This window comes from Prochlorococcus sp. RS04 (genome assembly GCF_001989455.1).
Taxonomy (GTDB): domain Bacteria; phylum Cyanobacteriota; class Cyanobacteriia; order PCC-6307; family Cyanobiaceae; genus Prochlorococcus_A.
Map to the genome: position 1 here is coordinate 1,274,787 of NZ_CP018346.1, position 24,824 is coordinate 1,299,610.

Sequence of the window (24,824 nt, forward strand, 5' to 3'; positions counted from 1 at the left end):
TCAAAATGAAAATAAGCTTAATAGCAGAAATTGGCATAAATCATGATGGAGATTACGAAAAAGCAGTTTTTTTAATTAAAAATGCCGCTAGATCAGGAGCATCTTCAATTAAGTTTCAATACAGAAATTTACAAAGATGTTATTCCAATTCTTCAAGAGAAGAGATAGGTGACCAAATGATTAAATCAGAAATAATTAGAAATTATTTAACTCCAGATAAAATATTAAAACTTCTTCACTTTGCTAGAAAAATAGATTTAAAAGTTGGTATTAGTTTTTTTAATCTAGAAGATATAAATGATTTTAAAGAAATCAAGGAATTTGATTTTTTCAAGATTCCATCTGTAGAACTTTTAAATTTCAAATTAATTAAGAAATTGCTATCATTTGGCAAAGAATTATTAATATCTACTGGGTGTAATTCAGAGAGTGAAATTATAAGTTGCATTGATAGGTTTAAAGAATATAAAAATTGGAGGATGCTCCATTGCGTATCAAACTATCCTCTGAATTTAGTAAATAGTAAACTCGGCTATATAAAAAGATTAAAAGAATTGTCACAAAGAGGAGTTGGATATTCTAGTCATGATGAGAATTGGGAAAATTGTCTTATTGCTGCTACACTTGGTGCAGAAATTATTGAAAGACATATAACTTACGATAAATCTTCGTTTGGTTTAGATCATACAACCAGTTCAGATGTATACGAATTCACTAAATTAAATAAATTTCTTCAATCATTACCAATAATATTGAAGGGGAATAATCCAAGGACATTAAATCAAGGTGAATTACTAAATAAACAAAATTTAGGGAGATCTTTATATGCAAAAAAAGATATCGAAATAGGGTCATATTTAAAACAAGAAGATTTAGAAGAATTAAGTCCCCAAACTGGTATAACAGTTAGGGAATTTTTTAAATATGAAGATCAAAAAGTGCTTAGATCTATTAAAAAAGGAGAAGTTATTGAAAAAAGCCATTTTGATAATCCATATTTTTTATCAAAAGAATTAAAATACAAAGCAAATAAAACAAAATTATCACTGCCTGTGAGGCTTCATGATTTTATCAATATAAATGATCAATTTAATTTAGAAAACTACGAATTTCACTTATCTTATAAAGAAGTTTTAACGGGAAATTTGTGTGCGAATAATTATCCTAATGATAAAAAATACAGTATACACTTACCAGACTATATCGATTCTTCCAACATAATTGATCCTTTTTCAAATAAAGAATATATCTCAGGTAAGAGTAATGAAATTCTGGAAAAGGTTATTAAATTTGCGAATGATTTGCAAGAAAGAACTAACGCTTTAGTACCCATAATTGGTAGTTTTAGTAAATGCGAAACTTCCAAAGAAATATTTTATGAAAATCATAAAAATCTTATTGAAAAACATGAAAACCTTGATTGCAAATTATTACCTCAATGGCTCCCTCCAATTGCTTGGTATTTTGGCGGTTCAGTATCTTTAAATGTCTTTAATAATAAGGATGATATTGAACTCTTAAAACAATTTTCAATTAACATTTGTTTGGATATATGCCACTTTGGAATGGGTTTTGCTGCTAACAACTTGACTAAGGAATCATTTGAAGATCTTTTTACATTAGCAGGACATATACACCTAGCAGATTCAATTGGCATAGATGGAGAAGGAATCCAAATTGGTAAAGGGGATGAGGAAAATAAATATTTCTTAAAAAAATCATTAAACTCCGAACTGACTAAAGTAATAGAAGTTTGGCAAGGCCATCTAAATTCCTACAGGGGTTTTCATGATGCAATAAAATATTCATTAAATATGGCTAATAATGAATAAAACGATTTTTATTACTGGTGTAAATGGACAAGATGGATCCTTACTTGCGGATTTTTTTGTTAAGAGTGGAGATAATGTAATTGGCACATTTAGAAGAGGAACTCAACCAAAATTTTGGCGACTTGAAGAATTAAATATCGTAAATAAAATCAAATGTATAGGATTAGATCTAGGGGATTCACTCTCACTTTTAAAAGAACTTGATGATTGCAATCCTGATCAGATTTATCATTTAGCTGGAGATAGCTTTGTAGCTGACTCTTATAAAAATCCTAAATCTTCCTTAGAAAATAGCGTAGAACATACAATAAATTTACTAGAAGCCATGAGATATCGAAAATCTAAATCCTGGTGTTTTATACCTTCAAGTTCCGAAATTTTTGCAGGAAATAAAAAAGATTTGTTAACTGAAGATGATTACCCTATATCTATGAGTCCCTATGGTTTATCTAAGTTAGTAAATTTACAGATTTCTGAAATGTACAGAAAAATTTACAATTTAAGAATAGCTTCAGGAATTTTATTTAATCATGAGAGTGCCCTAAGATCAAGAAGTTTTGTAACAAGAAAAATCACATACAATCTTGCAAAAATAAAAATTAGTTCAGGCCCCCCCATGTTATTAGGTAATTTAAATACATCCAGGGATTGGAGTAGTGCAGAAGATTTTGTAAAAGGCATGGCAGAACTAGGAGAGAAAAATAAAGTCGGTTCATTTATTTTTTCTTCAAATAAATTAACAACCTTAAGAGAATTTATTGGACTTGCATGCGAGGCTGCAGACTTTGATGTTTTTTTTGAAGGAAATGGATTACAAGAAAAAGTTATACATAAGCAGACTGGGAATATATTGTGTAAGGTATCAGAAAATTATTTTAGGATTTCAGATACAAAAGGAAAGATTGGTTCTAACAAAAAATTAAAATCTGAAATCAACTGGGAGCCTAGATATAAAATTAAAGAGTTAGTAAGTAAGATGGTAAAAACTGATATTGAGAGAAGATTAAATGAAAACTAACTTATTAAGTGATTTGAAAGAATCTTTAGATGGTCCTATTTTTACTATTTTTACTCCATACAAAGAAGATTTTTCAATAGATTATTTTTCAATTGAAAAATACATAAATTTTTTATTTGAAGGAGGAGCAAAAGTTTTTTATGTAATGGCTTATAATTCTAGATATTCACAACTGAGTAACAAAGAGATTATTGATCTTAATAATTTTTGCATTAAATGTGTTAAAAAATTAGATAAAAAAAACATCATAATAGTTGCAGATCCAATTCATTGCTCTACTCAAGAATCAATAAAATTTTCTTTATCTGCTAAAGAAAATGGAGGTGACGCAATTTCCTTAATAATGAGAGAAAAATATTTCTCAGATGACCAAGTACTTGAACATTTCTATTTAATTGGAGAACATACTAATTTTCCTATAATTATCCATGAAATGCCGTTCTTATCTGGTTATGATGGTAAACAGATTAATTGGCCAAAGAGTTTAATTTTACGCCTAGAAGAATTAAATAATATCTTAGCTATTAAAGAAGATGCAAAAAATATAGAAATATCTAAGTTAGTTCTTAGTTGTGAACCAAATATAAGAACAATATTTGCAGGAACAAAGAAAACTTTTTTACCTCTAAAAAAATATGGTTTAAAAAGTTATTTAAATGGAATTTCAATAATTAATCCTCGCATTGGAATTAAATTTTGGGAATTCTGGAAAGATAATGATTTCAGTGGAATGAACTGGATAATAGAAAATCTAGAAAATCCTTTTTTTGAAGGTCCAGTGTCTAAGTTTGGATGGCATAGATGTAATAAGGCCATTCTTCAAGCATCCGGACATATGCATAGAAGAGATCGCATGCCAATGCCCACTTTAAAAAGAGAAGAATTTAAAGAAATAGAACTTATCTATGAAACAATTAAAAACAATATTGACGATTTATTTTCTTAAAATGTAATTTATTTATATATTAGTTTTTAAAAATTGTTTTGCAAAAAATAGCATTTATACCTGCAAGGTCAGGTTCAAAAAGATTTCCCGATAAAAACATAGCTAAACTAAACGGTAAACCCTTAATAGTATGGGCTGTAGAAGAATTTTTAGCTACTAATTGCTTCGATAAAATAATTTTTTCTTCTGACTCAGAAAACTACTTTAAAGTACTTAAGGATTTTATAAATTCTGATTTACTTGTTTTCCATAAAAGAAGTGAAAAAGAAGCTGGAGATAAAATAAAAATATTTGATTATGTAAAAGATAATATATATAATTGGTGTTCTAATGATGATTTATTTGTTTTAGGATTGCCAACTTGCCCCTTTAGAAAAGCAATTCACATTAAAGAATGTATAAATTTATCTCTTAAAGCAAATAAATCAGTTTTCTCTTCTTGCGAGTACGACTTTCATGTTCAATTTGCTTTTTCCCCAAGATTTCAAAAAGATCAAATCATCGGCTGGGATTCCCCCTTTTCTAATTCGCCATTATTAACGGGTAATACTAGGAGTCAAGATCAAACCTCATATTTACACCCAAATGGTGCGATTTATGTTATTAAACCTAATCTAATTAAAGAAGAAACTAAAACTTTTTACGAAAATTCTTTACCTTATATTATGACAAGAAGTGAATCAATAGATATAGATGCAAAAGAAGATTTAGAGATAGCTGAAATTTATTCAAAAAAATACGAATAAATTTAAAAAAATTATGCTGAAATCTACCAAAAAGTTTTTAAAAGAATTTTAAGCTCTTAGCCTCAAAAAATTAAAATTAAAAATAGCTTTAAATATATTTTTTATTTACTTATCACATAATTCTGTGATTATTGCAATTTAAAAATTCCAAATATACATTATAATGAATCAGTTTTTAAATTTAGGAAATTGGAATTTCATCTCCATGGATTAAGTTTTGAGGAAATTTCATACCAACTTCTTATTGATGGATATTCAGTTATCAAGCCAGATTTCTCTAGGAATCTCTTAAATTTTCTTCCAGATCTTAAATCAAATACAGAGGAATTCATTTCGTCTTCAACTAAATATAATGATGATGAGTATGAGGGGGGGTTATATAAGATAATAACAAAAAAAAATTTAACCAATCCAAATTATAAGGTATTTAGAATTTACAATGAATTTTGTCTGAGTTTCATGAAAGCATTAAATATAAATAACCATGAATTCAATTCAATGTATCAAACAATAGATACAAAAAAAACTAAACATATTGCTCAAAAACCTCATTTTGACAGGCTACCAGCGCTTAAATTTATGCTTTATTTGAATAATTTAAATTCTGATAATGGTGCATTTAAATTATCTAAAGGAAGCCATCATTGGGTTAAAAAAAAATTACCTAATAATCGGCCAAAATTTGAATCAAAAGAATATTTAGAATACAGCAGGAATTTACCCAAATATATATTAAATGGTCTTAATCCCATTGAAGGAGATGCTGGAACCATAATTATTTTCTATACAGACTGCGTTCATCATCAAGGGTTAGTTAATAAAGGTAATTGTCAAATATTAAGGTCGCATTATTGGAAAAAAACTACTTTCTACGATAAATTAAAAAGAAAAATAATCTAAGTTATTTTTAAATTATTAAATGTCTAAAAAAAATTTTCAATACATTAAAAGATTTTGGAAATTTTTTAGTAAAAGAAGAAAAAAACAATTCTTTTTTGCTATTTTTTTAATGTTTTCTAGTTCCCTAGCAGACCTGATCTCTTTGAGTACTGCACTTCCATTTTTCTACATTACCATTTCAAATAAAGAAGGATTGAGAGATAATCAAGTATTAAGATTCATATATGATTTTTTTAATCTAAACAATTCTAATCAATTAGTTATTCTAACTTCCTTTTTTTTTGCATCAACTGTAATTTTATCGTTATTTATCAAGATCCTAAATATTAAATATAGTCAAAAACTATCTGCTTATCTAGTTAACGATTTAAGTAGTAAAGCATATTTTAATGTCCTTTCACAATCATATGAATTCCATATAAGAACAAACAGCAGTGATTTAATTGCCAGAATTGTAAACTTTTCTGATAAGACAGGAATAGTTTTTAATCAAACACTATATTTTTTAAGTTCAATAGTGACTTCCATTGGACTTTTTAGCGCCTTTTTGATAGTAAATTGGAAGATTGCATTTTTTTCAATATCTTTTATATGTTTTATTTATTTTTTTCTAATTTATTTCTTAAAAGGAAGAGTTAGCAAAATAAGTAAATTAGTCTCTGAAATTACAACTTATACTTTTAAAAATATCCAAGAAGGAATTGGATCAATAAGAGAAGTTATCTTAGGAGATTTACAAAACGTATATGTAGATGCCTATAGAAAACCTAATTTAAATTTAAGGTATAGCAGAAATAGACTTGAATTCTGGAAAATAATACCAAAGTTTGGAATAGAGGCTTTTCTTCTATTAGGTGTAACTATTTTTACTCTTATTTTTTCTCTTTATATTCAAAATCCCAATCCGAATCTTATTATTCCAGTACTAGGCTTTATAGCTTTAGGATTTCAAAGATTACTGCCTAATTTACAACAAATTTATTTTTCATGGCTCACAATTACTGGAGATAAAGAAGTGGTTAATAGATTTCTCGACTTGGTAGAGCTTGAACCAAATGTGATAAATAAAAAATATAAAAAAAACATTTTTAATAAAAGTGCTGATATAAATATTGAAAATTTATATTTTAGGTATTTAAATTCCGAAAAAGAAGTCATAAGGAATCTAAAATTACAAATTAAATCTAAGGAAAAAGTCGCTTTTATAGGGAAAAGTGGCTGTGGTAAAAGTACATTACTTGATTTAATTATGGGTTTACTTAAACCTTCTATTGGTAGAATTTTAGTAAATGGTATAGATATTAATAAAAGAAATATGATTAATCAATGGAGATCATCTATTGCCCATGTTCCTCAAAATATTTTCTTAACTGACACTTCAATAATTGAAAATATTGCATTGGGAATTACAAAATCGGAAATTGACTACGACAAGGTAAAGAGAGTCTGTGAAACAGCACAAATACAAGAATTCATTGAATCTACAGAATTTGGATACGAAACTATTATAGGTGAAAGAGGTATAAGCTTAAGTGGAGGCCAGCGGCAAAGAATAGGCATAGCGAGAGCTTTATACAAAGCGTCATCGATACTAATATTGGATGAGGCGACAAGTGCTCTAGATAATTTAACTGAGAAAAAGGTAATAGAAGCAATCTTTTCTACAAGTAAAGATTTAACTGTAATTCTTGTAGCGCATAGACTTTCCACAGTAAAATATTGTGATAAAGTTATCCGAATATCAGAAGGTAAAATTGAAGAATCCTATAAACCATAAAATATTTTTTTGATATTTGATAATTAATAATTTTTAAATGGATAAGAATTTAAAAAAATTTGAAAAATTAGAAAATACTTTAATACTTGATTCAGAAAAATTTTTCTTATGTTTTTGGTGGGAGGGAATTAGATATAGAGTTTTCGAAGAAATTAGAAATCAAAAAAATAATGAAATTAAAAAAGATAATATAAAACAAAGAAGAATAACTAGTTTTTTTAAAAAATGTATTAGGACCATCAGATTAATTTTATTAATAAAAGAAAAGTTTCCTTTTTTTTCAAAAAGAAAAAATATTTTTATCTTTTCTAATAATAGAAGAACTAGATTTCAAAATTATTATATTGATATTTATGCTGATCCTTTTATAGAAATTTTGCCTGAAAATTATGACTATTCTTTTTTTGAGGGCACATTTAATGGATATCATGGATTACCCCCCAAAAAATATAATATTTTCTATTTAGACTATTTTATTATTTTTTCCAAGATTATTGGAAAAATTATAAGACCATTTATTTTTTTAAATAAAAATAAATTAATTTTCAAATTAAAAAACGAACTAAAAAAATCATTTGGCAAAGACTACTCTATTTTGCAAAAAATAAAAATTCATATTGTTAATTGGCACTTACTATATTTCTTATATTACTTACTTCTATATTTTAAAAAACCTCTCCAAATTTTTGTGGTGGATAGCCAAGCCTTTCAACCATTAGTATTTGCAGCTAAGAAATTAAAAATTCCTGTACTTGAATTACAACATGGTAGTCCATTTAGAGGAAAACTTAATTATGACTACTCGAGTGGTGTAAGGCATTCTTCCTTTCCTGACTGGTTTTTATGTTTTAGTAAGTTTTGGAAAAATGATTTAGAAAAATTATTACCTATAAAATCTGAAAAAATTTTATGCTTTGGTTTTCCTTATATAAATTCTATATATGTAAAAAAGTTAAATAAAAAATCAGAGTTTCATGAATTAAAGAATAAGAAAGTAATTCTAATTTTATCTCAACCGACCGTAGCGAACGAACTTATAGATTTTACAATTAAATTAAGAGAGAATATTGATAAAGACATAAAAATCATATTTAAACCTCATCCATTTGAATATAAAAGTAAAGAAAACATTTTACATAAATTGAGCTTAAAATCGATCATAATTCCGAAAGAGACAACAAGTCTTTCAGAAATCTTTGCAATCTCTAACTGCCAATTAGGGGTGTATTCAACGGCTATATATGAAGGCTTAAATTTTGGTTTAAAAACATATATTTTAAATATTGCTAGATCAGAATATATGTCAAAAATAATTGAATTAGGATATGCAAAATTAGTTTCTGATCCTAGAGATATTATTAATGATTTTTTAATGAATCCAAAATCAGATTCCAATAAACCAGATTTTTTTTCAACAATAGAGGGTAACGAAATGATTTCATATGTATTGTCAAAAATAAATAATTAATGCCTAATTTTTTCCAGATTATATACAAAAATTAATCGACATAAATTAAAAATTTTTTAATATATTATTAACCTTGATTTAAATAGTTTTTAACCAAAAATATTTAATTTTGATTTAAATCCCAAGAAATAACATTGTTTAAATTTATTTATCTACTTCTTTTAAAAAGGTTAAGATTAAACTAAATAAACAAGATTTTGAAAATTGAATGAGATTAATCACCAAACTCAAATATCTAATGTACTAGTAATTGGTTGTGGGGGAGCTGGTTTAAGAGCTGCTATAGAGGTTAAGAAAAATGGCCTTGATGTTTGTATCCTTGGTAAAAGACCTAAGACAGATGCACATACCGTTTTAGCAGCAGGAGGAATTAATGCTGCTTTGGGGAATTTAGATAAAGATGATTCATGGCAACATCATTTTACAGATACATACTTAGAAGGTTATGGAATTGGAGACCCCTCAAAAATTGAGATAATGGCTAAAGAAGCTCCAAATGTTGTAAAGGAAATTGATTCTTGGGGTGCAAACTTGGCAAAATTAAAAGACGGTAACCTAGATCAAAGATTTTTCGGTGCTCACAAATATCGAAGGACTTGTTACTCTGGAGACTTTACAGGATTATCAATATTAAAAACACTCCTAAGGAAAGCTGATGATTTAAAAATTCCTATTTATGATAATCAATATGTCACAGAACTATTAATAAAAGAAAGTATTTGCTTTGGTGCGATGTCATTTAATATTTCTACATCTGAAAGAACAGTAAACTTGGCTGATGCAGTTATTTTATGTACTGGAGGTCACACTAGAATATGGAAAAAAAGTTCATCCCGAAAAAACGAAAATACAGGAGATGGATATTATTTAGCCTTAAAAGCTGGATGCGAATTAATAGATATGGAAATGGTACAGTTTCATCCCTCGGGAATGGTTCTACCAGAAGAAATTGAAGGGACATTGGTAACTGAGGCAGTTAGAGGCGAAGGTGGGAAACTATTAAATAATAAAGGAGAAAGATTTATGAAAAATTATGATATCTCAAGGATGGAATTATCAACGAGGGATAAAGTAGCAGTTGCTAACTACAAGGAAATTATAGAAGGAAGAGGAACAAAAAATGGAGGCGTTTTTCTTGATATAAGCCATAAAAGTAAAGAATTTATTATTGAGAAAATACCAACTATTTATAGACAATTTCTTGAAACTCAAATGCTTGATATCTCAAAATATCCAATGGAAGTTGCCCCAACTGCTCATTATTCTATGGGAGGTATAAAAGTTAATCCTTATAATCTTGCTACTTCAGTAGAAGGTTTATATGCTGCAGGAGAAGTTGCAGGAGGTCTTCATGGGGCAAACCGCTTAGGTGGTAATTCTCTTGCCGAAATTCTTATTTTTGGCAAACGAGCTGGTTTTGCAGCTGTAGAATACTCTAGGAAATTAAATCAACAAGTCAGATCAGGAAAAGCTATTTTAATCGCACATCAAAATATCAATAAATATATAAAAAGAGGTAAAGAATTAGTTAGACCACTTCAGCATGAATTACGCCTAATAATGTGGAAGAATTGTGGCGTTATAAAGAACCAAGAATTACTCTCAGAGGGTTTAGAAAAAATTAAACTTCTTAAAAGTAAAATCAATGATACCGATGTAAGGATTGATATACATAATTGCGAAGATTTAACTTTAATTTTTGATCTTCAATCTTCTTTAAAAAGCGCTGAAGCAACCATAATTTCTGCTATGCAAAGAAATGAAAGTAGAGGAGCTCATCAAAGGAGTGATTTTCCACAAACTGATCCCAATTTTGAATTAAATTGTATAGTTAGAATGTCTAATAATGAAGATGAACTAATTATTTCGAAAGTCCCCAAAAAGAAGTTAAGAAAAAACCTCCAAAAAATTGTACAAAAAACAACTAAAATTGAGGATTTTAAAAATAAATTACTTGAATGAATTTATCTGCTATAAATAAACTTTTTTAGAAAAATATAATTCTTAGTTCATATTCATAATTAAATTTAAAAAATTTCTAAAACTTCTCGTATTCTTTTCTATTCATTAGCATGTATGGACTATTGCCAATATTACTTAGATATCTTGTTAAACCATAAATTGAAGCTAGAGCAATTTTTTTTCTTGATCTCCTGCAAGACAGAGGATAACCAAAATTCCTTGCATTTTTTTTCTTAATAGATAACTTTTTTTTATAATTTGTTGTTTCTATAGATTCTGATATCCCATTCCCTCCCATTAATAATTCATTAGGACAATAATGCGCTGTAATTGATTTTCTTGAAAACCCTGGTTCTTTCTGAGATGATGAGCCATGGATAAGTAGAGGATGCCAAATCAATACATCTCCTTTTTTTAAAAAAATGTTTTTCTTCTTAAATTTCTTTTGGTTTAATTTTGTCCATTCAATTAGCTGATTATGATCAAGATTAATCCAAGATTTTGAAGAATTCTTATGAGACTTTGGATAAACATGAAAAGAGCCACCTTTCCCATCAATGTCTTCTAAAGCAACCCATACTGCAAGTAGACTTCCAGGAGGGTTTGTATCTAAATACCAAGAATCAATATGATCAATAGTACCGGTAGATTTATCAAAAAGCATATTTTGCCACATAGTAAATTCTTTAAAATAAGATAGTTTTGATAATGCATTTTTGATATCTGAGGATTGCAATATGTCTCTACCTGCTTTACCAAATCTATATGCCCAAAGGATGTCAGTGAAATTATGGAATGAAGTATTTAAGAGATTAAATTCATCTAAATCATTTTTAACTCTTCTATAGTTGTGTTCAGATTGAGAAAAGTATAATAAATTATTTTTTTTAAATTTATCTAATTCATCTAATAGCGAATCGATCTTTGCATTAGATATTAACTTAGGGAAAATTACATATCCATTTTCCTTATATTGATCAAAAAGATTAATCATCAAATTTCCTTTGCTCACGTAGTAATTTTACTTTAATAAAAATTTTGTTTCATTTAAAATTTACTTTAACTTAAAAGTTTCAGAACTAAAAATTACTTAAATTTTATACACACTTAAATAAAATTTTGTGATATAAATTCTTTCATTATTTACGTTTTTATAAATTTAATTTTTATAATGTTTTATTTATAAAACTCAAATCTTAATATTCTATAAAGTTTATTTGAATATTTTTATAATAAATAATTTTTTATTTATTTTTTTAATAAAATAAATGAAATTTTGAGTAAAAGTTGTATGCTTTTATATAATCAGCCTTTTTGGGTTGTAATCTATTATTTAAAGATAGCGCTTTTATTTTGAAACCAGTTATTTGTATAGCAGCTTATAATCGCCCAGATTCTTTAAAAAATTTACTTAATTCTATTAATAATGCTTTCTATCCATTTAATGTTAGTTTAATAATTTCTATTGAATATGGGGCACCTGCAGAGATCATAAAATTAGCAAAAGAATTCAATCATCCCAAATTAAATAAAGATATTATTATTAGAAAGGAAAGGCTAGGTTGTAGAAAACATATTTTGGCATGCGGAAATTTAACTTCAAAATATGAAAGTATAATTTTGTTAGAGGATGATTTAATTGTTGATAAATATTTCTATATTTATTCCTTAAATGCTGTTTTAGAATATTCAAAATCTCCTGATATTGCTGGAATTGCTCTTTACTCTTACAACCAAAATGAATTAAAAGGGATACCCTTTTATCCTCTAAATAATGGTTTTTCTACATATTTTATGCAATTTCCTTGTTCATGGGGGCAAGTTTGGACTAGAAGTCAATGGGAACCTTTTTACTCTTGGTATTTAACAATGGATGAAGATAAATTAAATAACATTTATGGATTACCAAAAGAAATAAAGAAATGGACCAAGCATTCATGGAAAAAGTTTTTTGCTGCATATCTTCTTATATTTAGAAAGTTAATCATTTATCCTTATCAAACGTTTAGCACAAATTCCTCAGGAGCAGGTGGAACGCATTATGCGTTTAAAACTAACTCTTTTCAAGTACCCTTAAATTTAAATGAAAGAAATCCTCCAGATTTTAATTTTGTACCAGTGCTTGATAAAAAAGTATGTTATGACATTTTTTTTGAACCAATCGGAGACCATATTTTTTCTGAATTAAATATAGATAAAAGAAGTTTAGAAATCGATTTGCAAGGATACAAACCTTACTTTCTTTTAAAGAAAAAAAAATATGTACTAACAAGTAAACCTGTTTCAAGGTATATTAAAATATTTCAATTAGATTTTTTACCTCCAGAAATTAATATAAAATTTAACAAGTTAGAAAAAAATAATGACTTCTATCTTGCAGAGTCTAAATATCTTATTTATTTACCACTATGGATAGTAACTTCAAAATATTTGTCTAAATTACCAGTTTTTAATTCATTAAGACCATTTAATATCTTTTGCCTTCTCTCAATTTTATTTAAAAGATTTAGTAATAAAATTACATACTTAATTAATAAATAAACATAAAGATAAAGTATTATAAAGACGTTATTGTTGTTTAATTAAAAGTTGCAAAAAAATAAATTTAAAAAGTATATAACAACAAATAATTTATTAATTTTGTACATATTTTTAATATGTATTGTTCCTTTTTTTGACTACACCTTAATTGGTTATTTAGGTATTTCAACTACAAGGGGATATTTGCTTACGTTTGGCCTATATTTTTCCATGGCTTTCGGTATATTTATTGGAAACAATTTTGGAAAATACATAAAAAAAAGGAGATTGGTTAATAATCAGTTATTAGAAATAAGTCTTTTTTATATTCCATTACTAGCAATTTCTGGAATGATTGGTATTGCATTATTTACTTTCAAACCAGGATTAACTTTTGAATATCAGCCATATATGGAATTTGCGGAATATTTAAAAGGCAGAGCAATAATACATTTGTTACCTGCTGGCTTAGTATATAAATTAAATACTAACTCAATAAATAAAAGGACACTATATTATACGGTAATAATTGCTATACTTTATGTTTTTTTATATGGAGAAAGGGCATACATAGTTCCATTTTGCGGAATACTTCTAATAAATTTAAATAGAAAAAATTTACTAAACTTTGGAAAATTGATAAATTATACTTTCTATTCTATTTTCATATTTATTCTTGTAGAACTTTCTCGATCATGGGTAGTTGTTCGTCTTGTAGCTAATGAACTTAATTTATTTGAAGCAATAAGACTATCTTTTTTGAGACTTGGAGTATATTATGCAGACACTTTTTTTAAAATATCGGCTTGCCTGGATAATACTCAATACAATTCAATTATGAAAGGTTGCAGAAGCGTAAGTTTAGATTGGTATACAACAACATTAACTAATAGAGGTTTTATATCTTATATTTTTCCTAATCTTCCATATTTATACATTCTTGCTTTACTTTTTATATTCTCTTATATTACCTCAAAAATAATAAAAAGTTATGAAAAATCTAACTACTTAGGATGGGACTCATTAATAGCTCCTTATCTTTTCACAGCATTTATTGAAATTCCAAGATGGGATTATCCACTAAGAATTCGCTTTTGGATGATATTCCCAATTTTAATTTTTTTATCATACACCTCATCAAAAAGTGAATATTATGAATAATTATATTTTTACAGTTGTTGTTTCTCTACATAATATGAAAAGTGAATTAGCAGATTTTATTCAATGGTTCAAAGATGAGCAAGAAAATATAAAAAACATTTTTTATATTATTAAAGATACAGGTTATAATTTTGAAACTCTAAAAAAAATTAAAAATTATAAAAACATTCTCATAATATCTGAGCCTGATAATTCTTTATATGAAGCGTGGAATAGAGTTCTACCTTTAGTTAAAACTAATTATGTAATGTTTCATGGTATTTCAGATCGTATTTCACATGTCCCAATAAATCTTCAAAATTATTTAAAAATTTCAACATCAGATGTTATTTATTTTGATTTTATAGGTAATAGCAACAAAATTTATAAATTAAAAAATGTTAATCAAAAATTCGCTTTACAGAAATTCCCTATAAATTTAAAATTTTGTTTTTCATGTTCGCTTATTAAAAAAGAGTCTTTATTAAAAAATCCTTTTAATTGTAATTATGAATATAAAATCCTTGGAGATTTAGACTGGATTATTAGAAATAAAAAAAACTTAGAATTTAGATATTACGCTACTTTACCATTTCTTATTTTTGATACTTCAGGATGTAGTAAAAATTACAAGTTTTTCAATGTTAGATTAAAAGAATATTTAAATATTATTAATTCAAATAATTATAGTTTTATTCACTATGTTGTTTACTTTTTGGGCACCTTTATTAAAACTATCATATTTAAATCTTTATAAAATTTATGATATTTGGCTTCTTATTAATCGCATGAATATTAAATTAAACGATATCTATTGTAGTTATGACTAAATATCAATCCCAAAAATTTGTTAAACATATTTTATTTGTTATTACACGCTCAGATGATATTGGAGGTGCTCATATTTATTTAAGAGATTTAGCATATTGGCTTCAAAGTAGAAAATATAAGATATCAATTATAGTAGGCGGTCATGGTAAATATATAAATCATCTTAGAGAAATTGGACTTAATGTCTTCCCAATTTCATCTTTAGGACGCCAAATTAATTTTTCAAAAGATATTAAATCTATTTTTAGATTATTTTTATTAATAAAAAATCTTAAACCAGATTTGATTTCAGTTCATTCAGCAAAAACTGGAATTTTAATTAGATTTCTTGGTATTTTCAAATTAATACCAAAATGTATTTTTACTGCCCATGGGTGGTCTTTTGCCGAAGGTGTTGGTAAATTATCCTTTTTCTATAGATTACTAGAGACATTTTTTGCTTATGTTCCCCAGAAAATAATAACAGTTTGCAAATCAGATTATAATCTGGCTTTAAATTTTAGAATATGTTCAAAAGAAAAACTCATTTACATTCATAATGGGATTAAGGATTTAAATAAGTACAACCCAAAATTTTATAAGCAAAATGAACCAATCAAATTAATAATGACGGCAAGATTTGAGAATCAAAAGGATCATCTTACATTAATTAAAAGCCTCTCACTTTTAAAAAACTATAATTGGAATTTAAAGTTATTAGGTAAAGGCCCACTTCAACAATCAATAAAAGTTAAACTTAAGGATCTAAATATTTCGGAAAGAGTAGAATTTTTAGGATGGAAAAATAATGTTGCAGATTTTTTAGAAAATTCGGATATATATTTACTAATTACAAAATGGGAAGGTTTTCCTATAAGCATTTTAGAAGCCTTGAGGGCAGGATTACCAATAATCGCTACAGATGTTGGGGGAATTTCAGAAAGTGTTAAAAATGGAGAAAATGGCTTTTTAGTAAAAAAAGGTGATCATTTGGAATTAAAAAAATATCTTGAATTATTTTTTAAAAAACCAAATCTTATAAAAGAATTCGGATTGAAAAGCAGGAAATTATATTGTGAAAATTTTAAATTTATAAAAATGGCAGAAAAAACTGAGAAAATATACAATGAAGTTATTGAAAATGATTAATCTCGAAATTAAAAAAATAAATATTGTAATATTTCTCTTTAAAATTTATAAGTATTTATCAAACCAAATGTAATATATTAAAAAATGATTTTATGAATAATCATACTAGAAATATTCCATGGCTTAAATCAAGAAAACAAATAATTTTATTTATATTTATAGACTTTTTTTTCTTGACTATTGTTAATAGTATATTTTTTAAAGAAATATTTTTAAATAACAAAAATGGACATTTTGAAACAATAATAAATTATTTACTTTATTACCTTGCATGGACTTGTGTAGCCTACATCACGGGAAGATATCATTTTTATCAAACCAAATTATTAATAAATAATTTCTACTACTATTTTTTTATAATTTTTTGCCCTTCATTTTTATTTGTGTTTATTATAGATCCCTTTTTAAATATATTTACATCCTTAGCAATAACTGAAATTTTGAAAGTTTCTAGGATCCAATTATTCTTAAATTTTTCTATAATAACTTTTTTTATTCAGCTTCCATTTCGAATCTTAATCCTTAATTTTTTTAATAGTAAAAAAAGTAAATGGTTTGTTTTATCAGATAAAGTACTTTTCAACGATTTAAAAAAATGGAGTAAAAATAACCTTAAGAAAATTAGTTTTTACTTAATAGACTCAGAAAATATTAAAAACCTAGATTTGCAAAAAACAGAAGGGCTCGTGATAAATGAATTGAGTTCTTTTAAAAAAAACGATTTAAATTTAATAAATCAAATATCAGAAAAAGGAATTGAAGTTATTGATTCTGTTAATTGGTGCGAAATAAATATGCAAAAATTGCCTTCCAAATTATTAATTAATAATCAATACCTTGATAAAAATTTACTATCAAAACACAATGGAGTTGAATTAAGAATTAAAAGAATTGGAGATATATCACTTGCTTTATTAATAAGTATTTTAAGCTTACCCTTTGTTTTATTAGCTTTGATTCTTATTAAATTAGAAGATAATGGTCCTCTTTTTTATCAACAAGAAAGAGTTGGGAAGGACGGAAAAATTTTTAAGATTACAAAATTAAGAACAATGAAACCTAACTCAGAATCAAATGGAGCTGAATGGTCAAAAAAAGGTGATCATCGAGTTACAAGAATTGGGCAAATACTACGAAAAACTAGAATCGATGAAATACCTCAGTTAATATCAATTATTTCTGGAGACATGAGTTTAATAGGACCTCGTCCTGAAAGATTATTTTTCATTAAAATTTTAGAAAAAGAAATTCCGTTATTTTCAAAGAGAACTTTAATAAGACCAGGATTAAGTGGCTGGGCACAAGTAAATTATCCTTATGGAGCATCAGTTGAAGATTCTGAAATAAAATTAAGCTATGACTTGTTTTACATAAGACATTTTTCTATTTTTTTAGATTTTCTAATTTTATTTAAGACCATAAAATTAGTATTTAATTTGAAAGGCAGCAATCCTGGTGAGGAAATTTAAAAACTAAAAATTTTTTGAGAAATTATAAGTTATAATAAATCATGATTTAGATAAAACTTGCTTAATAGATTCTCTATATTTTTATTTATTCTTTTATTTTTTGTTGGAAATGTAATGCCAATAATTTCAAAAGATAATACTTTAGAAAAAAATTCAACCTCTTTAACAATAGATTATCTAAATAGGTCGTCGGGGAATGATTATATTCTTGGGCCAGGAGATAATTTAAAACTAATAGTGTCTAGATTCTATCCAGAACTTACATCTTTTTTTACTATAGATGGAGAGGGCAATGCTAATATACCAAAACTCAGTAGAGTCTATTTAGATAAACTAACAGTCAAAGAAGCCACGCAATTATTAAATGAAGCATATAAGAAATTCGTTAAATATCCAAATGTAGAAATACAAATAATTAGATACCGTCCAGTTAATATTTTTGTGTCAGGTGAGGTTGAGAATCCTGGGAATCAAATATTAACTGGCTCTTTATCTATACAAGAATTTATTACCAACAATTCCAAAGATTCAGACTCTTCTATAAATGATAATAATAATTTAGATTCATTTAATACACAAGATAATTATCAAACAAACTATTTCCCTAAAGTATTTGATGCTCTAAGAAGTGTTGGAGGAATTACTCAATTTACAGACTTATCGAATATACAAATTATACGTAAACAAAGTATTTCAAATGGTGGAGGGAGTAAGATTGCGACTGTTAACTTCGAAAATATGTTATTAAATGGAGATAACACAGGAAACATCAGGATATATGATGGAGATATAATAAAAGTTGGCAAGAGTAATGTAACTAATACAGAAATTTTACAGAAATCAATACTATCAAAAATTACATCAAAGTTCGCAAATGTTTTTGTATCAGGAAGAGTTGAAAGGCCTGGGAATATAAAAGTTTCCAGAGCAGGTTCCCTTTCTGATGCAATTGATATGGCTGGCGGAACAAAAGTTTTAAAAGGTCCTATTACCTTTATAAGATTTGAAAATAACGGATCAATTGATAAAAGGAAATTTGCATTTAACCCAAGAAAAGAAAGAGGCTCATTTAAAAATCCTTTCTTAAAAGATGGAGACATAATCATAGTAGGAAACAGTTTCATTTCATCAACAAATCAAGTTATAAAAGAATTCACTAGTCCTTTTATTGGTATTTTCTCCACTTATGGATTAATAAAGGCAATATCAGATTAAACCAATGCTATATATTCAGGATAAAGAAAGTAAAAAAAATAATTCAAGTGATCAAGAATTTGATATTTTTTTGTTTTTTAAATTTTTACTAAGAAATAAATTTCTAATTGGCAAATTTTCTCTAATTTCATTTTTATTAGGAATAATTTTTTCTTTTACTATTAAAAATGTTTATGAAGGACAATTTCAGATAGTTCTAAAAAAAGATGAACAACAAGCTTCTGCGTATGGAAGCTTTCAAAACATAATAGGTCTAGATAAAACAAATGATTTAAAAACTGAGGTAGGAATATTAGAGAGTCCCTCATTACTTAAACCTATACTAAAGTACATTTTGTTATCGAAGGATTCAGAGGACATATCTAATCTTGATGCAAAGTTTTTTTCTTGGAGAAAAAATAATTTAGATGTGAATCTCCTTAAAGGTACCTCAATTTTAGATATTTCTTATAGAGATGAAGATAAAGATTTAATTATACCTGTGCTACAAAAAATGACCTTGGCTTATCAAGATTACTCAGGCAGAACAAAGAGGAGAAGAGAAGAATTAACAAAAACTTTTTTAATAAATCAAATTGATAAATATCAAAAGAAAAGTTCTGCATCCTTAAAAGCTGCTCAAGATTTCGCTATAGATGAGGATTTAGTATTCAATAATTTAAACATCGATGAAAATAGTAATTTAATACAAAATAATTCATTATCAACCACTAACCTTCTTCAAACAAATATAGGTTTCGAGAGAGATAGAGTAAAAGCTGCTAATCAATTAAAAAAAATTGATCTGCAAATTGAAAAGATCAAAAATCTAAAAGATGAAGTTGATGAACTTATTTACTATGGAGCTTCGATTCCAGCATTAGCAAAAGAGGGTCTGCCTGATGAGATAAAAGAATCTGAAAATAGATTACTAACTATTAATCAACAACTTGAGAGTATTAAATCATTAAATGAAAATGATCTAGAAGCCCTTCAATACATAGGAGCAAGTATCCCTGCATTAGTAGAGCAAGGTCTCCCACAAACACTAAAAAATATTGAATCAAATTTAGTTGATTTAAGAGCTAAATATACTGATGCTGACATCAATATAATTAACTTAATTGAAAAGAGAAAGCTTACAAGCTCACTATTAAGAGAAAGAGCAATAAAATACCTAAATGTAGAAAAGACAAATATCTTTTTAAATCGAGAGCCCAGAATAAATCTTCTAAAAGATAGGGCTATAAAGTATTTGAAAGCATTGCGATTAGAGATTGAAGCAGATATGGAAGCAGTTATGCGTCCAAAAGAAGTTATCTTAAAATATAAAGAATTAATAAGAGAGGCCGCAAGAGATGAAAAAACATTAATTTCTCTTGAACAACAACTTCGCATAATTGAATTAGAGGGAGCAAAAACTGAGGATCCTTGGGAACTAATTACAGAACCCACTTTAAAAAATAAACCGGTCGAGCCTTCTAGAATATTTATCTCATTTAGTTTTTTAGTATTAGGTACGCTTTTGGGCGTAATATTTTCTATTTATAAAAGAAGAAAATCAGATTTAGTTGAAGATTCACAAAATTTAGAAAATTTCTTTAATGTCAAAATTATTGAGAATTTAAGTTCAACTGATATAAAATTAGGTTCAACAAAAATATTATTTCTAAAGAAATTTTTTAATAACCTCTCAGGTGAAAGAACAGTTTTGATCTCACTTGGAGAATTTAAAGAAGAAAATTCTAAAAAATTAAAGAAATTGTTAACTTTAGATAAATCAAATGATAAAACCTTAATGATTAAATCATCATTAGAATTTATGGATGATACTACAGATTTCGAAAACGCTTTTTTAATAACTAGAGTAGATACATTGAAATTTAAGGAAATCAAAGAATTAAGAAAAAGGCTTGATTTCTTAAATTTAAGAATTAAGGGAATTATTCTTATGTATTAATAAACTAAATTTATTTAATTCTTTGTTTAAAATTTTATTCAAAAAAATTATCTTTTCTAAAATAAATAATAATTTAAGAATAAATATCTAAGTTTTTATATAAGTTATATTTGTTTATTTAAAAATCTCAAGAACTTATTCATGCTTAAATGTGAAAAATTACAATTTAAAGATAATAATCGTTAATTTAACATTAGAATTGGATGTTATATTATCAAATAAATTTTTGCTACAATCCTTTCCATTTTTTCATGAAATCTATTCTAGTTACTGGGGGCGCCGGATTTATAGGAAGTCATACATGTGTCAAACTGCTTCAAGAAGGTTTTGATGTTTGTATTGCTGATTCTTTAGTAAATAGTTCAGAATTTACCATAACACAAATAAATAAGATTATTAAAAACTTTCATAAAGATAAATACGGTAAATTATTTTTTAGAAAAGGCGATTTGAGAAATAAAAATTTTGTTCAAGATTTATTTTCTGAATTTAAAAATAAAAAAAATCCTTTTGAATCTGTAATACATTTTGCAGGCCTCAAAGCAGTTGAAGAATCTATCAATAAACCTTTGGATTATTGGAATGTGAATTTAATTTCTACAATTAATCTTTTATCAATAATGGAACAAAATAATTGCAATACTATCGTCTTTAGTAGCAGTGCGACCATATATGAAACAGCCAAAGATCGTTTATTGAAAGAAAATGATCAAAAGAATCCAATAAATCCTTATGGAAATACTAAATTAGCAATTGAAACACTTTTGAATGATTTATTCAATAGCAATCCAGGAAAATGGAAAATAGCAAATCTAAGATATTTCAATCCAGTTGGAGCTCATGAATCAGGCCTTATAGGAGAAAATCCACTAAATAAGCCATCAAATCTTTTTCCTTTAATTCTAAAAGTTGCAAAAGGAGAATATGAACATCTTTCAATTTTTGGAAATGATTGGGAGACTAGAGATGGAACCTGCATAAGAGACTATATACATGTTATGGATTTAGCAGAAGCGCATTTTGAAGCATTGAATTTTCTTAAAAGAAGTAAACCCCAGATTTTACCTCTGAATATTGGGACAGGAAAAGGTACAACAGTTTTAGAAGTTTTGGAAGCATTTAAAAAAATAAATAAATGTGAAGTGTTTCATAAAATCAAGAATAGAAGAAAGGGAGATAACTGTTGTGTGGTCGCAGACAATAATTTAGCTAAAGAAACACTAGGTTGGTATCCAAAAAGAGGTATGTACGAAATATGTTCTGATTTATGGAAATCGGCAAGTTTAGATTAATAGAATGATAATTATACCTACTTTGTTTTTTCTCTACTTATCTAAACTTGTATTAGGTTTTTTGCCAAATAGCCAATAATCATACTTATTTATCTTAAAAAAATTTTTAATCATATTATTTAATTTTTAAGGAAACAATGTAGAATATTCAAACAAACACTTATAAATTGAAAAATATTCTTATAACTGGTGGGGCTGGTTTTATAGGATCTGCTTTAATAATTAAACTACTTGAAAATGGTCATAATGTTATTGCTATTGATAATATAAATTCTTATTATGACCAGAAACTCAAAATAGACAGAATTAATCATATTGAAGAAACAAATATAAATAGAAAATCTTCTTTTAAATTCTATAAATTATCAATTTCAGATAAATCTGCCTTAACTAATCTTTTTGAATCTAATAATTTTGATACGGTAGTACATTTAGCTGCTCAAGCTGGAGTTCGGCACTCCATTGATAATCCTGATGTTTATTTTCACTCAAATCTATTGGGTTTTGGAAATGTTATAGAAGAAATTAGAAGAAACAACGTTTCTAATTTTATTTTTGCTTCAAGCAGTTCAGTATATGGAGGTAATGAAGATTTGCCATTCAAAGAAAGTCATATTGTAGATACGCCTGTAAGTCTTTATGCTGCTACAAAAAAATCTAATGAATTAATGGCTTATTCTTATAGTCATTTATACGGTATACCTACTACTGGCTTGAGATTTTTTACAGTTTATGGTCCTTGGGGAAGACCTGATATGGCACCAATGAAGTTTACAAAAGCAATCCTAGAAGGAAGAAAGATAAAGGTATTTAATTTTGGAAAAATGAAGAGGGATTTTACATATATCGATGATGTTGTTGAAGGAATTCTAAAATGCTGTTTTAAGCCTGCTACGAGTAATAAAGTTTCTAATAATTTATTCAATTCGGCGCCCTATAGAATTTTTAATTTAGGAAATGGCCAACCAGTAGAACTTATGGATTTTATTAATATTTTAGAAAATTCTTTAGGGATTAAATCAAAAAAAGAATTTATAAAGATGCAACAAGGAGATGTGGTCCAAACATGGGCAAATACATCGAGTCTTAGTGAATGGATAGGATATAGCCCTAAAACATCTATAAAAGATGGAGTTGATAAGTTTACAAGATGGTATAAAGAGTATTATGGGTTTTAAAAACTCTGTAAATCAAAATTAATTGATTATAAAAACTAACTTCTACCATAACTGTCCTCAAACCTTACAATATCATCTTCACTAATATAATTTCCGCTTTGAATTTCAATTAATACTAGAGGAATTAAGCCTTTATTACTTAATCTATGCTTTGCTCCTAATGGTATAAAAGTACTTTCATTCTCATTTAGTTCAAAAGAGTTTTCATTTACTTCTACATAGGCTGTTCCATTTACTACTACCCAATGCTCCGCCCTATGATGATGCATTTGTAAAGAAAGAGTAGAACCTGGATTTACATTTATTGTTTTAACGAGCCAACTTTCGCTTTCAATCAAAGATGTATAAAATCCCCAAGGCCTATAAACTTTTTTATTCATTTTTCCTTCTGAGAATTTATTATTTATTAATTGATTAACTATTGTTTTAATCTCCTTTGAATATTTTCTTTCTGCGGCGAGGATAGCATCACATGTTTCAACTAATATGATGTCTTTTAATCCCAGAGTTACTAATAGTCTACTTTCGCTTCTTAGGTAGGAATCTTGACATTTGTAATTTACGATATTTCCCTCTACTACATTTCCAGAGGCATCCTTTTTTTTGCTTTCCCATAATGACTCCCAGGAACCAATATCACTCCATCCTGCATCAAGAGGTATTACTACCCCTTTATCTGTTTTTTCCATGACAGCAATATCAATTGGAATATTCGGGGTTTTTAGAAAAGAATTTTTATCAACTCTTATAAAGTCAAGATCTTTCTTACTTTCATTCATCGCTTTTTTGCATTGTTCAAGAATTAATGGAGCATATTTCTGGAGTTCATCCATTATTACTTTGGTTTTAAAAACAAACATTCCACTATTCCATGTATATCGTTTGCTTTCTATAAGTTTTTTGGCTAAATCCTCATTAGGTTTCTCAATGAATTTTATGATTTTTGAGCCTTTTATGGCTTCTTTATCAAGATTAGATTCGCTTTCTATATAACCATACCCAACCTCAGGTTTATTAGGTAAGATTCCAAAAGTTACCAAATTATCTTCTTCTGCGCTTTTAAAGCCTTCTATTAAAACTTTCATGAAAAGTTCAACATCTTTTATTATGTGATCAGCGGATAAAACTAATAATAAAGAATTTTCATCTTCTTCAATTGCTTTAAAAGTTCCAAGAGAGATTGCAGGTGCAGTATTCCTCCCCTCAGGTTCAAGTATTATTGCCTTGGGATTTACATTTATATTTCTCATTTGCTCTGCAACTAAAAATCTATGCTCTTCATTACAAATGATAATTGGATCCTGAATATCCTTATGATTTGATATTCTTTCATAAGTTTTTTGCAATAATGTTTTATCTCCTTCTCCATATAGAGATAAAAATTGTTTTGGATAACTTTGTCTTGATAAAGGCCAAAGTCTTTTACCACTTCCTCCGCATAAAATTAAAGGGTATATTTTCAT

Annotated in this window: 19 protein-coding genes; 17 read left to right on the forward strand and 2 right to left on the reverse strand. The window is 26.9% G+C overall.

Translation table 11 applies throughout. The annotated features are described in order from the left end of the window. Positions 1-5 precede the first annotated feature (5 nt). The 8 genes from BS621_RS07050 to BS621_RS07085 all read left to right on the forward strand — a co-directional run bounded on the left by BS621_RS07050 (position 6) and on the right by BS621_RS07085 (position 10,649). Positions 6-1,832, forward strand: coding sequence for an N-acetylneuraminate synthase family protein (locus BS621_RS07050; protein ID WP_077142309.1), 1,827 nt, complete (start codon positions 6-8; stop codon positions 1,830-1,832). Further along, positions 1,825-2,850, forward strand: a complete 1,026-nt coding sequence (locus BS621_RS07055) for a GDP-mannose 4,6-dehydratase (RefSeq protein ID WP_077142310.1) — start codon at positions 1,825-1,827, stop codon at positions 2,848-2,850. The genes BS621_RS07050 and BS621_RS07055 overlap by 8 nt, the downstream gene beginning before the upstream one ends. Continuing rightward, positions 2,840-3,796, forward strand: a complete 957-nt coding sequence (locus BS621_RS07060; protein ID WP_077142311.1) for a dihydrodipicolinate synthase family protein — start codon at positions 2,840-2,842, stop codon at positions 3,794-3,796. The genes BS621_RS07055 and BS621_RS07060 overlap by 11 nt, the downstream gene beginning before the upstream one ends. A gap of 38 nt (positions 3,797-3,834) precedes the next feature. Continuing rightward, entirely contained in the window at positions 3,835-4,542 is a 708-nt protein-coding gene (locus tag BS621_RS07065; RefSeq protein WP_077142312.1) for an acylneuraminate cytidylyltransferase family protein, read from the forward strand. Between the two features lie 189 nt (positions 4,543-4,731). Beyond that, positions 4,732-5,442, forward strand: coding sequence for a phytanoyl-CoA dioxygenase family protein (locus BS621_RS07070; protein WP_077142313.1), 711 nt, complete (start codon positions 4,732-4,734; stop codon positions 5,440-5,442). Between the two features lie 109 nt (positions 5,443-5,551). Further along, positions 5,552-7,219, forward strand: coding sequence for an ABC transporter ATP-binding protein (locus BS621_RS07075; protein ID WP_198025637.1), 1,668 nt, complete (start codon positions 5,552-5,554; stop codon positions 7,217-7,219). A gap of 37 nt (positions 7,220-7,256) precedes the next feature. Next, positions 7,257-8,687, forward strand: coding sequence for a CDP-glycerol glycerophosphotransferase family protein (locus tag BS621_RS07080; protein ID WP_077142315.1), 1,431 nt, complete (start codon positions 7,257-7,259; stop codon positions 8,685-8,687). Positions 8,688-8,891: 204 nt separating this feature from the next. After that, a complete protein-coding gene (locus BS621_RS07085; protein WP_156858205.1) occupies positions 8,892-10,649 on the forward strand; it encodes an FAD-dependent oxidoreductase in 1,758 nt (585 codons plus the stop codon). 76 nt (positions 10,650-10,725) lie between these two features. On the opposite strand, the gene BS621_RS07090 is transcribed toward BS621_RS07085, so the two are convergent. Beyond that, positions 10,726-11,643 carry a phytanoyl-CoA dioxygenase family protein gene (locus BS621_RS07090; protein ID WP_077143820.1) on the reverse strand — a complete coding sequence of 306 codons (918 nt, stop codon included), beginning with the start codon at positions 11,641-11,643 and terminating at the stop codon, positions 10,726-10,728. 359 nt (positions 11,644-12,002) lie between these two features. Between BS621_RS07090 and BS621_RS07095 the strand changes: the two genes are divergently transcribed. The 9 genes from BS621_RS07095 to BS621_RS07135 all read left to right on the forward strand — a co-directional run bounded on the left by BS621_RS07095 (position 12,003) and on the right by BS621_RS07135 (position 23,361). Continuing rightward, positions 12,003-13,190, forward strand: coding sequence for a glycosyltransferase family 2 protein (locus tag BS621_RS07095; RefSeq protein ID WP_156858206.1), 1,188 nt, complete (start codon positions 12,003-12,005; stop codon positions 13,188-13,190). A 210-nt stretch (positions 13,191-13,400) separates the two neighbouring features. Next, complete coding sequence (locus BS621_RS07100; protein ID WP_156858207.1) at positions 13,401-14,330, forward strand: hypothetical protein; 930 nt, start codon at positions 13,401-13,403, stop codon at positions 14,328-14,330. Further along, a complete protein-coding gene (locus BS621_RS07105; RefSeq protein WP_077142319.1) occupies positions 14,323-15,066 on the forward strand; it encodes a hypothetical protein in 744 nt (247 codons plus the stop codon). The genes BS621_RS07100 and BS621_RS07105 overlap by 8 nt, the downstream gene beginning before the upstream one ends. 65 nt (positions 15,067-15,131) lie before the next feature. Next, positions 15,132-16,268, forward strand: coding sequence for a glycosyltransferase family 4 protein (locus tag BS621_RS07110; protein WP_077142320.1), 1,137 nt, complete (start codon positions 15,132-15,134; stop codon positions 16,266-16,268). Between the two features lie 92 nt (positions 16,269-16,360). Further along, complete coding sequence (locus BS621_RS07115; RefSeq protein ID WP_083703268.1) at positions 16,361-17,737, forward strand: sugar transferase; 1,377 nt, start codon at positions 16,361-16,363, stop codon at positions 17,735-17,737. 114 nt (positions 17,738-17,851) lie between these two features. After that, complete coding sequence (locus BS621_RS07120) at positions 17,852-18,952, forward strand: SLBB domain-containing protein (RefSeq protein WP_156858208.1); 1,101 nt, start codon at positions 17,852-17,854, stop codon at positions 18,950-18,952. 4 nt (positions 18,953-18,956) lie between these two features. Beyond that, the gene (locus BS621_RS07125) at positions 18,957-20,891 is read left to right on the forward strand and encodes a GumC family protein (RefSeq protein WP_077142322.1); all 1,935 of its coding nucleotides are present in this window, start codon (positions 18,957-18,959) and stop codon (positions 20,889-20,891) included. 251 nt (positions 20,892-21,142) lie between these two features. Continuing rightward, entirely contained in the window at positions 21,143-22,183 is a 1,041-nt protein-coding gene (gene galE / locus BS621_RS07130) for a UDP-glucose 4-epimerase GalE (protein ID WP_077142323.1), read from the forward strand. A 167-nt stretch (positions 22,184-22,350) separates the two neighbouring features. Next, on the forward strand, positions 22,351-23,361 hold the full coding sequence (locus tag BS621_RS07135) for an NAD-dependent epimerase/dehydratase family protein (protein ID WP_077142324.1): 1,011 nt from the start codon (positions 22,351-22,353) through the stop codon (positions 23,359-23,361). 35 nt (positions 23,362-23,396) lie between these two features. Here the strand turns inward: BS621_RS07135 and BS621_RS07140 are convergent, their stop codons facing one another. Beyond that, on the reverse strand, positions 23,397-24,824 hold the full coding sequence (locus tag BS621_RS07140) for a mannose-1-phosphate guanylyltransferase/mannose-6-phosphate isomerase (protein ID WP_077142325.1): 1,428 nt from the start codon (positions 24,822-24,824) through the stop codon (positions 23,397-23,399).

Excerpts from the sequence above, each read along its gene's own strand:
- BS621_RS07050 (WP_077142309.1), top strand. The coding sequence starts at position 6 with ATGAAAATAAGCTTAATAGCAGAAATTGGCATAAATCATGATGGAGAT.
- BS621_RS07055 (WP_077142310.1), top strand. The coding sequence starts at position 1,825 with ATGAATAAAACGATTTTTATTACTGGTGTAAATGGACAAGATGGATCC.
- BS621_RS07060 (WP_077142311.1), top strand. The coding sequence starts at position 2,840 with ATGAAAACTAACTTATTAAGTGATTTGAAAGAATCTTTAGATGGTCCT.
- BS621_RS07075 (WP_198025637.1), top strand. The coding sequence starts at position 5,552 with ATGTTTTCTAGTTCCCTAGCAGACCTGATCTCTTTGAGTACTGCACTT.
- BS621_RS07080 (WP_077142315.1), top strand. The coding sequence starts at position 7,257 with ATGGATAAGAATTTAAAAAAATTTGAAAAATTAGAAAATACTTTAATA.
- BS621_RS07090 (WP_077143820.1), bottom strand. The coding sequence starts at position 11,643 with ATGATTAATCTTTTTGATCAATATAAGGAAAATGGATATGTAATTTTC.
- BS621_RS07100 (WP_156858207.1), top strand. The coding sequence starts at position 13,401 with ATGGCTTTCGGTATATTTATTGGAAACAATTTTGGAAAATACATAAAA.
- BS621_RS07105 (WP_077142319.1), top strand. The coding sequence starts at position 14,323 with ATGAATAATTATATTTTTACAGTTGTTGTTTCTCTACATAATATGAAA.
- BS621_RS07110 (WP_077142320.1), top strand. The coding sequence starts at position 15,132 with ATGACTAAATATCAATCCCAAAAATTTGTTAAACATATTTTATTTGTT.
- BS621_RS07115 (WP_083703268.1), top strand. The coding sequence starts at position 16,361 with ATGAATAATCATACTAGAAATATTCCATGGCTTAAATCAAGAAAACAA.
- BS621_RS07120 (WP_156858208.1), top strand. The coding sequence starts at position 17,852 with ATGCCAATAATTTCAAAAGATAATACTTTAGAAAAAAATTCAACCTCT.
- BS621_RS07125 (WP_077142322.1), top strand. The coding sequence starts at position 18,957 with ATGCTATATATTCAGGATAAAGAAAGTAAAAAAAATAATTCAAGTGAT.
- galE (WP_077142323.1), top strand. The coding sequence starts at position 21,143 with ATGAAATCTATTCTAGTTACTGGGGGCGCCGGATTTATAGGAAGTCAT.
- BS621_RS07140 (WP_077142325.1), bottom strand. The coding sequence starts at position 24,824 with ATGAAAATATACCCTTTAATTTTATGCGGAGGAAGTGGTAAAAGACTT.